The organism is Micromonospora lutea (assembly GCF_016863535.1).
GTDB lineage: Bacteria > Actinomycetota > Actinomycetes > Mycobacteriales > Micromonosporaceae > Micromonospora > Micromonospora lutea.
In genome coordinates this window covers 89,626-104,938 of record NZ_BOPB01000011.1, presented here as the reverse complement: position 1 = coordinate 104,938, position 15,313 = coordinate 89,626, and the positions used below count along the sequence as shown (strand labels likewise).

The following is a 15,313-nucleotide window of genomic DNA, read 5'->3' as shown; positions in this document are numbered from 1 at the left end:
CGGCGTCACGGTCGGGCGGCCGCCTTGCGGGCGCGGTAGGCGCTGACTGCGGCCCGGTTGCCGCAGCCGGCCTCGCAGAATCGACGGGAGCGGTTCTTGGAGAGGTCGACCAGCACGTTGTCGCAGTCAGGGTGGTCGCAGATGCGTAGCCGGCGCAGCTCGCCGCCGCGTACCACGTCGGCGATCGCCATCGCCGCCTCGACCGCCATCCGGGTGGCCAGCGGGGCGTCCCGGGGTACGGCGTGCAGGTGGTACGGCTCGGCGTCGTGCGTGACGAGTTGGGGCAGCGCACGGTGCTCGCGGAGCAGGGCGTTGACGATCGACACGATCTCGTCGACCTCGGCGTGCCAGATCCGGCGGAGGCGGGTACGCAGCGCGCGTACCGCCCGCAGTTCGGCCTCGGTGTGTTCGTGCCGGCCGCTGTAGGCGTGCCGGTGGTAGAAGGCGTCGAGGGCGGCGACGTCCGGGAGCCCGTCCCCGTCGGAACCGGCGGTGTTCACCAGCGCGGCGGCGGCGATCAGCGAACATTCGGTGTCATGAGCGAAAAGCAACTTGACTCCTGTCGTGGCCCCGTCTAGCGTCATCGGCGTAACCTATTTTGCCCATGGCGGGCAGTCGTGCCAAGGAGAGTCCATGGGTCAACCGCCCGCCGCAGGTGCCGGCCTCGCGCTGGCCCTGCTCTCCGCGATCACCTTCGCCACCTCAGGCACCTTCGCGCGATCCCTCATCGACGACGGCTGGTCGGCCGAGGCGGTGGTCATCGCCCGGGTCGGCATCGCCGCCCTGGTCCTGGCGGTGCCCGCAATGCTCGTGCTGCGCGGGCGGTGGCAGGTGTTGCGCCGGAACCTCGCCTCGATCGGCGTCTTCGGGGTGCTCGGCGTCGCGGTGGCTCAGGCGTGTTTCTTCAACGCGGTGCGCTATCTGCCGGTCGGCGTCGCGCTGCTGCTGGAGTATCTCGGCATCGTCCTCGTCGTCGGATGGACCTGGCTGGTGCAGGGTCAGCGTCCTCGTCGGCTGACCGTCGCCGGGTCGGCGGCGGCCGTGGCCGGCCTGGTCTTCGTGCTCGACCTGACCGGGGCGGGCCGACTCGACCTGGTCGGCGTGCTCTGGGGGCTCGGCGCGGCGGTCGGCCTGGCCGGGTACTTCGTGCTCGCCGGTCGGGTCGACCCCGCCCTCCCGTCGATGGTGATGGCCAGCGGCGGAATGGCCGCCGGTGCCGGCGTGCTGCTGCTGCTCGGTCTGACCGGGACGCTGCCGCTGCGGGCCACCTTCGACACCGTGCAGTTCGCCGGCACGGAAACCAGTTGGCTGGTACCGATCGTCGGCCTGACGCTGGTGGCCGCGGTGGTCGCCTACCTGACCGGGATCGCCGCCGTGCGGACGCTCGGTTCGCGGCTGGCCTCGTTCGTCGGGCTGACCGAGGTGCTGTTCGCGGTGCTGATCGCCTGGCTGGTGCTGGGGGAGTTGCCGACGGTGGTGCAACTGTTCGGCGGGTTGCTGATCGTCGCGGGTGTGGCGCTGGTCCGCCTCGACGAACTGCGGGCCCCCGTCGAGCCGACCCGGACGGAGGCGACGGAGCCGGCCCTGCGGTGACAGGCTGGGCGTCATGCTGACCACCGTGGTGTTCGATGTCGACGAGACCCTGATCGACCTGCGTCCCGCCGTCACCGGTGGGCTGGCGGCCGTACTGGCGCGGATGCGGGAGCTGACCCCGGCCGCGGCCGGCGTCACCCTCGCGGACCTGGAGTCGGACTGGGACGTGGTCTTCGGAGACCTGGCCGTCGCGCCGGTCGCCGAGATCCGGCGTGCCGCCCTGGCCCGGTCGCTGGACCGGGCCGGCCTCGGTGGCCACCTGGACGACATCGGTGAGCTCTACTTCGCCCGCCGCTTCGCGCTGACCCGGCCGTTCGCCGACGTGTTGCCGGCATTGGCCGCCCTGCGCCAACGATGGACGCTGGGCCTCGCCACCAACGGCAACAGCCGCGCGGAGCGCTGCGGCCTCGCCGGTCAGTTCGCCTTCGAGGTGTACGCGCACCACGACGGAGTGCCGAAGAAGCCGGACCCGACGTTCTACGCGGCTGTGTGTGCTGCCGCCGGAGTGGATCCGGGCCAGGTGGTGCACGTCGGTGACAACCTGGCTCATGACGTCGTCGCAGCGCAGCAGGCCGGACTGCGTGCCGTCTGGCTCGACCGTCGCGGCGAGCGGTTACCGGCCGATGTGGTGCCGAACGCCGTGGTCTCGACACTGACCGAGCTGCCCGAGGCGCTGGCCAACCTTTCCGGCGAAGCGGATCTTCAGCCGCGAATCCGGCACTGCTCTGGCGAAACCGCACGTGTTGATGTCTGATGACGCCACGTCCCTCAACGAGAGGATTCGATGTGGTGAGCAAACGCTTCACCGTCGGCGTCGTCGCGACCGCGGCGGCACTGACACTCACGGTGACAGGTCTTGGTGTGCCGGCCAGCGCCGAGCCGGCGGGCCTGCGGACCTTCACCGTGGTCGCCGAAGACGGCGTCTCCACCGACGCGGCGATCGCCGCGATCCGGTCGGCCGGCGGGACCGTGGTGTCCCGCAGCGACGAGGTCGGTGTGTACCAGGTGACGACCGACCGGGCCGACTTCGCGACGAAGGCGACCGCTGCCGCCGCCCTGATCGGCGCGGCGGAGGAGAAGGCGATCGGGCGCAAACCGCGCCTCGACCGGGTCGAGCAGGAGCATCTGCTGGCCGCGAAGGCCGCCAAGGGCGCGGGTAAGCAGCGGGGCAAGAAACTCGACCCGCTGGACGACAAGCTCTGGGGCCTGGAGATGATCCGGGCAGACAAGGCGCGCACGGTGGAGCCCGGCGACCGCCGGGTCACCGTCGGCGTCCTCGACACCGGCGTCGACGCCAGTCACCCCGACATCGCGCCGAACTTCAACTGGGCGCTGTCGCGCAACTTCGCGCCCGACATCCCGGAGATCGACGGCGAGTGCGAGGTGGCGAGCTGCCTCGACCCGGCCGGCACCGACGACGGCGGTCACGGTACCCACGTCGCCGGCACCATCGGTGCCGCCGCCAACGGCTTCGGCCTCTCCGGCGTCGCCCCCAAGGTGTCCCTGGTCAACCTCAAGGGCGGTCAGGACTCGGGCTACTTCTTCCTCAACCCGGTGGTCAACGCCCTGCTGCACGCGGGCCGGTCGGGTCTCGACGTGGTCAACATGTCCTTCTACGTCGACCCGTGGCTCTACAACTGCACCGCGAACCCGGCCGACTCGCCGGAGGCGCAGGCGGCGCAGCGGGCCACCATCCGGGCCATGAAGCGGGCCCTGACCTTCGCCCACAACCGGGGCGTCACCCTGGTCGGCGCGCTCGGCAACAACCACGAGGACCTGGGCGACCCGCGTACCGACGTCTCCAGCCCCAACTACGGTGATGTCGCGCCGTACCCGCGCGAGATCGACAACGACAGCTGCTGGAACCTGCCCACGGAAGGGGCGCACGTCATCAGCGTCGCCTCGGTCGGCCCGTCCGGTAAGAAGGCCGACTACTCGAACTACGGCACCGAGCAGACCGCTGTCGCCGCGCCGGGCGGCTGGTTCCGCGACGGCTTCGGCACCGACACGTTCCGCACCGACGCCAACATGATCCTCTCCACCTACCCCAAGAAGGTCCTCCAGGAGGAGGGCGCGGTCGACGAGGACGGCAACATCGTGCCGGAGGCCGAGACCTTCGTGTTCAAGGAGTGCAAGGCCAACGGGGTCTGCGGGTACTACACCTACCTCCAGGGCACCTCGATGGCGGCACCGCACGCCTCCGGGGTGGCCGCGCTGATCGTCAGCCGCTACGGCAAGCAGCAGGGCCGCAATGGTTACGGCATGGCACCGGGTCTGGTCGAGCAGCAGCTTCTCCGGACGGCGGCTGAGCGCGCCTGCCCGCAGCCGCGGCTGGTGAGCTACGCCAACGAGGGCCGGTCGGCCGAGTTCGACGCCTACTGCGACGGCTCGCCCAGCTTCAACGGCTTCTACGGGCACGGCATCATCGACGCGTACGCGGCGGTGACCACCCCGCTCAAGCCTCGTCGCTGACCGAGGCACGAGGCGTTCGTCCTGACGGATGAGCCGAGGGCCGGGCTGGGATCTCCAGCCCGGCCCTCGGCTGTCACCGACGAGATGGTCGGTCGGTCAGGTGAGGGCGGTGGCGATGGCTTTGGCGGCGGCCAGCACCTGCGCACCGACCGCGTCGGCATCCAGTGGGGCCAGTGCCACCACCCCGACACTCGCCTCCAGGCCGGGGACTCCGAGCACCGGTGCGGCCACTCCGTACGCCCCGGGTTGCAGCTCACCGACGGTGCTGACCGGGCCGGCGTCACCCGCGCGGCCGGCCAGGATGGCCTGCCCGGCGGCACCGCGCTCCAGCGGGTGCCGAGCCCCGGTCCGGTACGCGACGTGAAACGACGTCCAACTCGGCTCGACCACCGCCAGCGCGACCCCCTCACCACCCTCCACCACGGTCAGGTGGGCGGTGGCTCCGGCCTGTTCGGCGAGCCGTCGCAGGGCAGGCAGCGCACCCTCGGCGAGTAGTGGCTGGGCCCGCCGGGCCAGGTGCAGCACCCCGGCACCGAGGCGCAACCGGCCGTCCGCGTTCCGGCGCAGCATGCCGTGCCGGGCCAACGGTCCGATCAGTCGGTAGACGGCGGCGCGGCCGACGCCCAACTGGTTCGCGGCCTCGGTGACGGTCAGGCCGCCGGGGACGTCCGCCACCAGGTGCAGCAACCGTAGGCCCCGGTCCAACGTCTGTGACGCCTCACCGCCCGGCACCGATCCACCCCGTGCCGATCCACCCCGTGCCGATACGTCCGGCGCCGATCCGCCTGGTGTCGTTCGGCTCGGCGCTGTCGGTGCTCCGGCGGCATCCGGGGTGGCTGGACTGGTCACGATCAGCAGGGTACGGCCACCGGGTGGCCATCGGTAGGCGGCGAGCGGGCTGGCCCGACCAGGCTCGGACGGACCGGGCGACAGCGGACGGCTACCCTTGTACGGTGACGCTGCGCCTGTATGACACCGCCACCCGATCGGTGCGGGACTTCGTTCCGCGGGAAGCCGGCAAGGTGGGGGTCTACCTGTGTGGTCTCACCCTTCAGGCACCGCCGCACATCGGCCATCTTCGCTCCGGCGTCAACTACGACGTGTTGCGTCGCTGGCTGTCGGCCGCCGGTTTCCAGGTCACCTTCATCCGCAACGTGACCGACATCGACGACAAGATCCTGGTCAAGGCGCAGGAGCAGCAGCGCCCCTTCTGGTCGATCGCGTACGCCAACGAGTTGAAGCTCGCCGAGGCGTACCGGGCGTTGAACGTGCTGCCACCGACCTACGAACCACGGGCCACCGGCCACATTCCGGAGATGCACGAACTGATCGCCCGGTTGATCGAGCGGGGGCATGCCTACCCGGCCACCGACGGCTCGGGTGACGTGTACTTCGACGTCTGCTCGTGGCCCGGCTACGGAGCGTTGTCCAACCAGTCGCCGGACGACATGCAGTCCGCCGGTGACGCACCGGACCGGGGAAAGCGCGACCCGCGTGACTTCGCCCTCTGGAAGGGGGCCAAGCCGGACGAGCCGGCGGACGCCGCCTGGCCGTCGCCGTGGGGGCAGGGCCGACCCGGCTGGCACATCGAGTGCTCGGCGATGTGCTGGCGCTACCTGGGCGCGGAGTTCGACATCCACGGCGGCGGGCTGGATCTGACCTTCCCGCACCACGAGAACGAGTTGGCCCAGTCCGAGGCGGCCGGCCTGCCCTTCGCCCGGTACTGGGTGCATCACGGCCTGCTCGGCATCGGCGGGACGAAGATGGGCAAGTCGCTGGGCAACGCCCTCGACCTGGAGTATGTCGCGTCCCTCGGGGTGCGACCGGTCGAACTGCGCTACTACTACGTGGCCGCCCACTACCGCTCGCGGATCGACTACTCCGAGGAGGCGCTGCGCGAGGCGGCCGTCGCGTACCGGCGGATCGAGGGCTTCGTGACGCGGGCCGTGGAACGAGTCGGTGCCGGTGGCCACGGCGACCTGCCCGACGGGTTCGTCGCGGCGATGGACGACGACCTGAACACCTCGGCTGCGCTGGCGACCCTGCACGAGGTGCTGCGGGAGGGCAACAGCGCGCTGGCCGTCGGGGACGATGTGACCGTCCGCACCACGCTCGCCAGCGTCCGCGCCATGCTGGATATCCTCGGGGTCGACCCTCTCGACCCGGCGTGGACCGGCGGAGCCCGGGCGAGCGACCTCCGTGGTGTGGTGGACTCCCTGATCGCCCTGGCACTGGAACAGCGCGCGCAGGCCCGGGTCCGCAAGGACTGGGCCGCCGCAGATGCGCTGCGGGATCAACTCAAGCGGGCCGGAGTGGTGGTCGAGGACACCCCACAGGGGCCGCGTTGGACTATTGGAGAGCAGGACTGATGGCCGGCAATTCTCAGCGCCGTGGCCGGCGGGTAACGTCGAAGGCCAGTGCCCCGAAGGGGTCCGGCGGAAAGAACCGGGACTCTCTCGCCGGGCGCGGCCGGACGTTGCCGGCCGACGAACGACCCTGGCACAAGGCGTACTCCGGCACCGAGAAGCTGCCGCAGCGCACCGCCTGGAAGCAGGAGAAGGAGCGCCGGGCGGCTGCCGAGGAGGGGCGTGCCCCGAAGATCGGCCAGCCGGGCAGCAAGGACACCACCTGGGGCAAGGGTGGCGGCCGGGGTGCGGCCGCCGCGAAGCCGGCCCGGGGGAAGCAGCCCACCGGGCGCAGCGGTCCCCGCGTCGCGCCGGGCCGCAAGTCCAACCCGGCGAAGGACAGCCCGGAACTGCTGGTCGGTCGTAACCCGGTGCTGGAGGCGCTGCGTACCCAGGTTCCGGCGACCGCGCTCTACACGGCGCAGGGTATCGACGTCGACGACCGGGTCAAGGAGATCATTCGTACGGCCGCCGACCGGGGTGTCGCGATCCTCGACGTCAGCCGCGCCGAACTGGACCGGATGACCGGGGGCGTGCTGCACCAGGGCGTCGGTCTCCAGGTGCCGCCGTTCGCGTACGAGCCGTTCGACGATGTGGTCGCCGCCGCACTGGAACAGCCGGCACCGCTGCTGGTGGCCCTGGACGGGGTCACCGATCCGCGCAACCTCGGTGCGGTGATCCGTTCCGCCGCCGCTTTCGGCGCGCAGGGCGTCTTCGTGCCGGAGCGCCGGGCCGCCGGGATCACCGCGACCGCCTGGCGGACCAGTGCGGGCGCTGCGGCCCGGGTGCCGGTGGCCCAGGTGACCAACCTGACCCGGTCGTTGAAGGCCTGCCGGGATGCCGGGTTCGTGGTGGTCGGCCTGGACGCCGACGGGGAAACCGACCTGTACGACCTGGAAGCCGCCGTCGGTCCGCTCGTCGTGGTGGTCGGCTCGGAGGGCCGGGGGCTGTCCCGCCTGGTCGGGCAGACCTGCGACCTCACCGTCAGCATCCCGATGATCTCCGAGGTGGAGTCGCTCAACGCGAGCGTGGCCGCTGCGGTCACCCTGGCCGAGGTGGCGCGCCGCCGGGCCGTCGAGGGCTGAGAAGCCGGAGAGCGTACGCGCGAAGGGGCGGCCCGCCATCGGCGGACCGCCCCTTCGCGGTTGCTACGTCAGATGCGCTGCCCGGTGGCGGCGTGGAAGACGTGGCTCTGACCGGTACGCGGCTTCACGAAGATCGTGTCGCCCATGTTCGGCATGTGCCGACGGTCGGTGCGAACCACAAACCGCTCGGAGGCACCGTCGAGCGCGGCGTGGCCGTAGACGTTGGCGTCGGAGCCCAGGTCCTCGACCAGCTCCACCACGACCGGCATGCCACCCTCGGTCGGGCTGACGATGTCGCAGTCCTCCGGACGGAAGCCCACGGTCACCTTGCCGTTGCCACCTTCGGCGTTGGCCGCCTCGGCCTGCTCGCGGGTGAGCGGCACGAACATCTCGGCGAACGCGGCGCCCTGCTCGCTGAACGGGACGGTCTTGATGTTCATGGCGGGCGAGCCGATGAAGCCGGCGACGAAGACGTTGGCCGGGGCGTCGTAGAGCGTCCGCGGGGTGTCGACCTGCTGGAGCACGCCGTCGAGCATGACCGCCACCCGGTGACCCATGGTCATGGCCTCGACCTGGTCGTGGGTGACGTAGACGGTGGTGATGCCGAGCTTGGCCTGAAGCGACGCGATCTGCGTACGGGTCTGCACCCGCAGCTTGGCGTCGAGGTTCGACAGCGGCTCGTCCATCAGGAAGACCTGCGGCTCCCGGACGATGGCGCGGCCCATCGCGACCCGCTGGCGCTGACCGCCGGAGAGCGCCTTGGGCTTACGGCTGAGGTACTCCTCCAGCTGGAGCAGCGCCGCCGCTTCCTTGACCCGCCGGTCGATCTCGGACTTGGAGGTCTTGCGCAGCTTGAGCGCGAACGCCATGTTCTCGTACACCGTCATGTGCGGGTAGAGGGCGTAGTTCTGGAAGACCATCGCGATGTCGCGGGCCTTCGGCGGCAGGTGGGTGACGTCCCGGTCGTCGATGTAGATCGCGCCGTCGTCGACGTCCTCCAGGCCGGCGAGCATGCGCAGGCTGGTGGACTTACCACAACCGGAGGGGCCGACGAGGACGAGGAATTCGCCGTCGCCGATCTGGAGGTCGAGCTGGTTGACCGCGGGGCGTTCGGTGCCCGGGTAGATCCGGGACGCCTTCGCGTAGGTGACCGTAGCCATGAGGGGACGCTTCCTTTCACCGGCAGGAACGTGCCGGACGATCCGAGTGAAGGAGCGACCGGCACGGAGGCCCGTACCGGCGCCACGGCCGGCGTGAGGCGTGCTCGCGTCGGCTGTGTCACTGCACGGTAAACGGCTTTCGCCGCAATGCCAAGGTCCGGTATTTCCGAAGCTCTGGCATTCCGGTCACTCGGGCACGGTCGGACATGAATCGACGCCCACAGGTCGGGATGTTGACGTTTCCCATGCTCGGGGGCCCTGCCGAGCAGGAAAACCTGACGCCGGTCGCTATGCTGACCACGACACAACGCCCCTGTAGCTCAGCTGGCCAGAGCACCCGCCTTGTAAGCGGGATGTCGCCGGTTCGATCCCGGCCGGGGGCTCCGAATATCTCTGACCTGCACAGAAGGCACGAGCGCCGGTGAGTCTCACGCAGCGGCGACCCGCACCACGGGGGTGCCGCCAGGTCAGCGTCGGGCGAGCAGACCACGCGGCCGGATCGAGTGGACCGGCTCGGTCGCACCACCCTCGGCCTGCAGGATGTGGTTGGCCGCGAGGACACCGGTGGCCGCCGCGCGCTCCATCAGGGCGCTGGGGAAGTTCGTCCTGATGCCGTCGCCGGCCAGATAGAGACCGGCGGCGTCGGTGCGGACACCGGGACGTCCGGCATGGCCGCCCGGTGTGAAGGCCGGTGCCTTCGCCTCGACCCGCGCGCACAGGTGCCGTACCCGCAGTCGCGCGGTCTCCGGCCAGAGCACGGCCAGCTCGCTCCGCATCCGTTCGGCCAGGTCGGTGGCGGGCACCCCCGGCTCGCAGGCGTACGCGTGCAGCTCGATGACCGAGCCACCGGTCCGCTCGGCCCACTCGCGGGACTCGCGTTCCAGCCGGTGGTACAGCGTCACCGAGTCCAGCGTGGGCTGTCGGGACACCCCACTGAAGATCGCCCGCTCCGGGTCGACGTCCCCGTCGCACCAGTACCGGGCGACCGCGTACGGCGGACCGGGCCGACCGTACGCGGGCGTCACCGCTGCCAGCGCCGGAGCCTGCTCGGCCAGCATGGGCGATTCCGCGACCAGGGCGGCGAGTGCGGGCGGGTCGACGGCGAGCACCACATGTCCGGCCCGGTACGTGCCGTCGGTGCTGTGCACCCGCCAGCCGTCGGCGTCGCGGCGCAGTCCGGTCACCGGTTCGCCGGTGCGGATCCGGCCGCCGTGGCGCTCGACGTGCCGGGCCAGCGGCCCCCAGATCGCCGTGGCGTAATCCTCGTCAGGACAGTCGAAGGCCAGCCCTTCCGGGTTGCCGAGCAGGTAGAAGTGGAACTGCGCGATCATCTCGGCGGCCGACATGTCGGCTTCGTGGTTGAAGAACGAGTGGGAGAAGACCTCGAAGAGCATCGCCCGGGCCCGGTCGGGCAGCCGTAACGAGTCGAGCAACTCGTCGGCGGTGGTGTGGTCGAACTCGGCGTAGGTGCGTACCGGGTCGTACGTCAGCAGTGGCAGGGCCGCGTCCCGGTCCATTCCGCGCAGGTCCCGCAGGCGGAGGCTGGGGCTGCGGACGAGCAGGGTGAGCAGGTTCGCCGGTGGCGCGGGCGGCAGTCGCCCGAACTCCTCGGTCGGCCACTCGGCGCTGAGCACCGGATAGCCGGGGACGGGCCGCAGGAACCGCAGGGCCGGATCGACCCGGCGCAGGATGTTCCGCCAGTTGTAGTACTGCCGGAAGAAGGCGTGGAAGCCGTGCTCGTTGAGCTGGCAGGTGCCGTCGGCGAGGGTTTCCGGCCAGGCGCCGAGCCGACCACCCAGGGTGGGTGCGGCCTCCAGCACGGTCACCTCGATGCCGCGTTCGGCGAGCACCACCGCCGCGGACATGCCGGCGATGCCGCCACCGACGACCACCGCGGTGACCGGCCGCGGCACGCGAGGGCTGCCACCGCCGCCCGGGTCGACCTCGTGCCGGCGTACGCCGATGAACCGTCCGGCCAACTGCGACAGCGCCATGCGGAACCTCCCCGGCTCGCCCACCAGTCTGCCCCAGTCGTAAGGAAGGGCCCCTTGTTAACGGCCTGCTGTTAACAAGGGGCCCGGGTACCTCACGAGGCGTTAACAGGGGGCCCTTCCTTTCACCGCAGGCAGCGGCGGGGGCGGTCGGAGGTGGGCCAGACGTATTCCAGGTCGTCGGGGACGTCGTCGCCGAAGATCGGGCGGTAGTGTGCCGGATCCTTGCGCAGCAGGGACGAACGGTGGCTCAGATGCAGCTCGGTCCGGCCGAGCCATGGCGGCAGTTCTCCGGCGACAGCGAGCTCCTGCTGGGTGCGGACCTGTTCGACGCCACAGGCAGCGGCCAGGTCGACGGCCAACGTGGTGGCGCAGGTGTCAGCCCGGCCGGCCGCGCACCAGACCGCGCAGACGTCCAACCCGTACCGGGTCAGCGCCTCCTCGTACCCGGCCCACATCTTCACCGCCGGGTGGTTGCGCCAGCCGTACGTGGGCCAGGTCAGCCCGCGCAGCACCTGGATCGCCTCCACCCGCTGTTTGCCGAGCCGGCGCTGGTCCAGCGTCCGGGCGCTGGCCAGAAAGTCCGGGTACGGCAGGAAGGTCTGCATGGCGTTGCCCTACCCGCCGACGGCCAGGACATGCCGCGCGGCGACAGTCGCGATCATGACGGGCTGCGCGGGCTGCGACCGGCTGACTACCATGCGGGACATGGCGGAGCCGCTGCTCGATCGGGCCCTGCGGGCCGGCCGCCGGCTGCGGGTCAACGGGGAGCCCCGGGCACACTACGTGGTCTGCGGGCAGGATCCGCTCGCCTACTGGGTGGTGCGGACGATGCTCGCTGGCGAGACACACGCCGGGCGGGTACGGATCACCCTGATCGTGCCGAACCGTCGGCGCTCTCCCGGGCCTGACGGCCGTGACCTGCCGGGCATCGAGGTGATCCTGGCCGACCGGCTGGACGAGGTCACCTTCCGGCGGGCGGGGCTGGCCGACGCCGCGGGGCTGGCCCTGCTGCACCAGGACGACGTGGGCAACATGCACGCCGCGCTCTGCGCCCAGGAGGTGGAGCCTCGGCTGCGCCTGGTGGTGCGGATGTTCAACACCGGTCTGGCCAACGGCGTCCGGCAGATCTTCCCCGACTCGGCGGTGCTCTCGGACGCCTCGATGGCCGCACCGGCCTTCGTGGCCGCCGCGCTCGGCGAGGTCGCGCCGACGCACTTCCGGCACGGCGGGCGCACCCTCTACGTGGCCCGCCGCGACGACGTACGCCCGAGTGAGGTCGTCTGTGGGGTGGCCGACACCCGCCACGCCCAGCAGGATCTGGTGCTGCCCGCCGACGAGCGGGATGCCGACGTGGTGATCGCCGAGGCCGTCGGTCGGCCGCCCGGCACCGAACTGGCCGCGCGGCGCCTGGTCCGGGCGCGGCGGCGGCGTCGACCGGTGGCGATGGTGCTCCGCGCGATCCGCAGCTTCGCCACCCGGAAGATCGGGATCGCGGTGCTCCTGCTGCTCGCCATGGTGGCCGTCCTGGGCTGGTTGTACGCCGACGCCGCGGACGTCGGCTGGGCCGACGCGCTCTACCTGACCCTGGTCACCACCCTGACCGGGCAGGACCCGGACACTGCCAAGTCGGCCGCCGAGCAGGTGATGCAGGTGGTGCTCAACCTGGCCGGGCTGGCGCTGATCCCGCTGATCACGGCGGTGGTGGTCGACGGGGTGGTCCAGGCCCGGCTGGCCCTGCACACCGGGCGGATCCTGCCGGAGCGCTCGGGGCACGTGGTGGTGGTCGGGCTCGGCAACATCGGTACCCGGGTGATGGCCCAGCTCAACGACTTCGGCGTCGAGGTGGTGGCGATCGACAAGAACGCCGACGCGCGGGGCGCCGGGCTGGCCCGGCGGCTCGGCGTACCGCTGGTGGTGGGTGACGCGGCGCAGGAGGAGACGCTGCGGGCGGCCTCGGTCGCGACCTGTCAGGCGTTGGTGGTGGTCTCCACCGACGACGGGGCCAACCTGCGGGCAGCGCTCAACGCCCGGGCCCTGGACGATCAGCTCCGGGTGGTGCTGCGACTCTTCGACGGCGACTTCGCCGAACGCGTGCAGCGAGCCTTCGGCATCGGCACCTCGCGTAGCGTCTCCTACCTGGCGGCACCGTCGTTCGCCGCCGCCCTGCTGGATCGGGCGGTGATCGCCACCATCCCGGTGGGCCGGCACGCGTTGCTCGTCACCGAGGTCCCGGTGGCCGCCGGCTCGGACCTGGACGGCCGTACGCTCGCCAGCGTCGGACGGACCGGCAGCGTACGCCTGCTCGCGCACGCCCGCGCCGGCCAGCGTCTCGACTGGTCGCCGGATGGGCGAATGGTGATCGTGGCGGGTGACCGGTTGACCGTGGTGGCCCGCCGGGCCGGCCTGAACGCGCTGCTGCGCGACGTCGCCCCACCCGAGCCGACACCGCTGTCCCAGGCCGGCACGCCGGAGCCCCGCCCACCGGAGGAGTAGCTCCCCGACGGCGGATTCAGCCGCTGATCCCGCGGCCCCTAGGCGGCCCGGACGAAGGGATGGTCCCATCGCCGTGCTGCGGCGGGTAGCGGCAGGTCGTCCCAGGGCACCCGGTGCAGGATCCGGTCCAGCAGCAGCCCCAGCAGCAGGGCGGCCAGCCCGTCGGTGAGCCAGTGGAAGTTGAGGTAGGTGGTGGTGACCAGCAGGATCGCCGGCGGCGCGTAGCGCACCAGCCGGTAGAGGCCGGTGGGTAGCCGGCCGACGGTCAACGAGGCCAGCAGCAGGGCGATCACGCCGTACCAGACGATCGCGTTGGCCACGTGCCCTGACGGATACGACATCGAGTACGCACCGGCCGGCAGGTGGTTGAAGATCTGTACCGCCTCCTCGGGAGCCAGGAACGGCTCCTTGACCGAGGCGGTTGGTGCCGCCCGGTCGGTCCAGAGCTTGAGCGGACCGATGGTCAGCATGGTGACCATCAAGGCCGCCGCGACCAACAGGAACGGCCGGATCGTACGGCGTCGCCAGGCCACCGCCACCGCCAACGCGCCGGAGAGCGGCAGTAGCAGCCCGCCACCCTGGCCGAGCAGGTTGAACACCCGGGCGGTCCAGTACAGCGGGGCCGGGTCGTGGGTGAAGGCCCACTCGCTGACGCCGAGGTCGAGACCGAGCAGGTGACCCCGGGCGAGCGCGGCGGTCAACGCCACGAACCCGGCCAGCAGTACGGCGTCGAACCACCAGCCGGCTGGGCGTACCGGCGTCAGGCGGACCCTTCGGCGCGATGTCGTCTCCCGCACGCCGATCACGCTACCGGCCCGGGTGGTGCTCCCGATGGACGGCGACTGTGGGCCCAACCACGTAGGGAGGCGTTCCGGCCGAGGAGACGTCAGACTTGACGCCGTGCGGATCACCTCGGCCCTCGTGGACCCGGCGTTGCTCGACCTTCCCTGGTCGACACCGCTGGAGCAGTGGCCGGCCGAGCACCTGGTCGCGTTGCCGCAGGGTATCTCCCGGCACGTGGTGCGTTTCGTGCAGTTGGGCGGGCACGTCTACGCGGTCAAGGAGACCGGCGAACGGGTCGCCGAGCGGGAGTACGACCTGCTGCGCGCCCTGGAGCGGATCGACTTCCCCGCGGTGAAGGCGGTGGCGATCGTCGCCGACCGGGAGTCCGACGCCGGTGAGCCACTGGACCCGGTACTGATCACCCGCCACCTCCAGTTCTCCCTGCCGTACCGGGCGCTGTTCTCGCGTACGCTGCGGCCGGAGACGATGGGCCGGCTGCTCGACGCGCTCGCCGCGTTGCTGGTCCGGATGCACCTGACCGGCTTCTTCTGGGGTGACTGCTCACTGTCGAACACGCTGTTCCGGCGGGACGCGGGCGCCTTTGCCGCGTACCTGGTCGACGCCGAGACCGGCGCACTGCGCAGCGCGCTCTCCAACGGTCAGCGTGGCGAGGACCTGGAGATCGCCCGGGTCAACATCTTCGGTGAGGCGCTCGACCTTCAGGCCGCCGGCCTGCTGCACGACTCGATCGACCCCGAGGTCGTCTGCGAGGAGGTGGTGCAGCGCTACGAGCGGCTCTGGCACGAGATCACCTACGAGCAGCAGGTGGAGCGGGAGGCCCGGCACGACATCGAGGGGCGTATCCGTCGGCTCAACGAGTTGGGCTTCGACGTGGCCGAGGTGGCCATGTCGACGATCGACAACGGCCGGTACCTGATCCGACCCAAGGTCGTCGACGCCGGGTACCACCACCGTCGGCTGCTCCGCCTCACCGGGCTGGACGCCGAGGAGAACCAGGCCCGCAAGCTGCTCAACGACCTCGACGCGTACCGGGCGGAGAGCGACCTGACCGACGAGCAGCAGGCCGCGCACCGCTGGTTGACCGAGGTCTTCGAGCCGGTGGTCCGGGCGGTGCCTGCGCACCTGCGGCGGAAACTGGAGCCGCAGGAGGTGTTCGCCCAGATCATCGAGCACAAGTGGCTGCTCTCCGAGCAGGTTGGTCGGGACGTCGGGATGCGGCACGCGGTGCAGTCGTTCCTGTCGGACGTGCTGGTGCACCGCCCCGACGAGCAGGCCGTCCTCGGCGTGGAGTTTTCCGCGAACTGACG

The 15,313-nt window shown here is 71.2% G+C and carries 13 protein-coding genes and 1 tRNA gene; 8 read left to right on the top strand and 6 right to left on the bottom strand.

Annotation, left to right across the window (positions count from 1 at the left end; all coding sequences use genetic code 11):
- Positions 1-5 precede the first annotated feature (5 nt).
- Complete coding sequence (locus Vlu01_RS11955; protein ID WP_203998235.1) at positions 6-551, bottom strand: CGNR zinc finger domain-containing protein; 546 nt, start codon at positions 549-551, stop codon at positions 6-8.
- Between the two features lie 82 nt (positions 552-633).
- Between Vlu01_RS11955 and Vlu01_RS11950 the strand changes: the two genes are divergently transcribed.
- From Vlu01_RS11950 to Vlu01_RS11940, 3 genes are read left to right on the top strand one after another with little or no spacing between them, the layout of a single operon-like run.
- Entirely contained in the window at positions 634-1,593 is a 960-nt protein-coding gene (locus Vlu01_RS11950) for an EamA family transporter (protein WP_203997755.1), read from the top strand.
- A gap of 13 nt (positions 1,594-1,606) precedes the next feature.
- Positions 1,607-2,347: an HAD family hydrolase gene (locus Vlu01_RS11945; RefSeq protein ID WP_203997752.1), complete on the top strand. Its 741-nt coding sequence runs from the start codon at positions 1,607-1,609 to the stop codon at positions 2,345-2,347.
- A 35-nt stretch (positions 2,348-2,382) separates the two neighbouring features.
- A complete protein-coding gene (locus Vlu01_RS11940; protein WP_203997749.1) occupies positions 2,383-4,065 on the top strand; it encodes a S8 family serine peptidase in 1,683 nt (560 codons plus the stop codon).
- Positions 4,066-4,161: 96 nt separating this feature from the next.
- On the opposite strand, the gene Vlu01_RS11935 is transcribed toward Vlu01_RS11940, so the two are convergent.
- Positions 4,162-4,914, bottom strand: a complete 753-nt coding sequence (locus Vlu01_RS11935; protein WP_373307358.1) for an IclR family transcriptional regulator — start codon at positions 4,912-4,914, stop codon at positions 4,162-4,164.
- A gap of 104 nt (positions 4,915-5,018) precedes the next feature.
- Between Vlu01_RS11935 and cysS the strand changes: the two genes are divergently transcribed.
- A complete protein-coding gene (cysS, locus tag Vlu01_RS11930) occupies positions 5,019-6,434 on the top strand; it encodes a cysteine--tRNA ligase (protein ID WP_203997743.1) in 1,416 nt (471 codons plus the stop codon).
- On the top strand, positions 6,434-7,555 hold the full coding sequence (gene rlmB, locus Vlu01_RS11925) for a 23S rRNA (guanosine(2251)-2'-O)-methyltransferase RlmB (RefSeq protein ID WP_203997740.1): 1,122 nt from the start codon (positions 6,434-6,436) through the stop codon (positions 7,553-7,555). The genes cysS and rlmB overlap by 1 nt, the downstream gene beginning before the upstream one ends.
- 68 nt (positions 7,556-7,623) lie before the next feature.
- Here the strand turns inward: rlmB and Vlu01_RS11920 are convergent, their stop codons facing one another.
- Positions 7,624-8,715, bottom strand: a complete 1,092-nt coding sequence (locus Vlu01_RS11920) for an ABC transporter ATP-binding protein (protein WP_203997737.1) — start codon at positions 8,713-8,715, stop codon at positions 7,624-7,626.
- Between the two features lie 309 nt (positions 8,716-9,024).
- Here Vlu01_RS11920 and Vlu01_RS11915 point away from each other — a divergent pair.
- Positions 9,025-9,098, top strand: a tRNA-Thr gene (locus tag Vlu01_RS11915).
- 84 nt (positions 9,099-9,182) lie between these two features.
- Here the strand turns inward: Vlu01_RS11915 and Vlu01_RS11910 are convergent.
- Positions 9,183-10,709 (bottom strand): hydroxysqualene dehydroxylase, encoded by a 1,527-nt coding sequence (locus Vlu01_RS11910; protein ID WP_203997734.1) that lies wholly within the window; start codon positions 10,707-10,709, stop codon positions 9,183-9,185.
- A gap of 122 nt (positions 10,710-10,831) precedes the next feature.
- The gene (locus Vlu01_RS11905) at positions 10,832-11,314 is read right to left on the bottom strand and encodes an MSMEG_6728 family protein (protein WP_203997730.1); all 483 of its coding nucleotides are present in this window, start codon (positions 11,312-11,314) and stop codon (positions 10,832-10,834) included.
- A gap of 100 nt (positions 11,315-11,414) precedes the next feature.
- On the opposite strand from Vlu01_RS11905, the gene Vlu01_RS11900 reads away from it, so the two are divergent.
- Positions 11,415-13,202: a potassium channel family protein gene (locus Vlu01_RS11900; RefSeq protein ID WP_373307357.1), complete on the top strand. Its 1,788-nt coding sequence runs from the start codon at positions 11,415-11,417 to the stop codon at positions 13,200-13,202.
- Positions 13,203-13,240: 38 nt separating this feature from the next.
- Here Vlu01_RS11900 and Vlu01_RS11895 read toward each other — a convergent pair whose 3' ends face one another.
- Positions 13,241-13,999 (bottom strand): phosphatase PAP2 family protein, encoded by a 759-nt coding sequence (locus tag Vlu01_RS11895; protein ID WP_203997724.1) that lies wholly within the window; start codon positions 13,997-13,999, stop codon positions 13,241-13,243.
- A 34-nt stretch (positions 14,000-14,033) separates the two neighbouring features.
- On the opposite strand from Vlu01_RS11895, the gene Vlu01_RS11890 reads away from it, so the two are divergent.
- Positions 14,034-15,311, top strand: a complete 1,278-nt coding sequence (locus tag Vlu01_RS11890) for a DUF4032 domain-containing protein (RefSeq protein ID WP_203997721.1) — start codon at positions 14,034-14,036, stop codon at positions 15,309-15,311.
- Positions 15,312-15,313 lie beyond the last annotated feature (2 nt).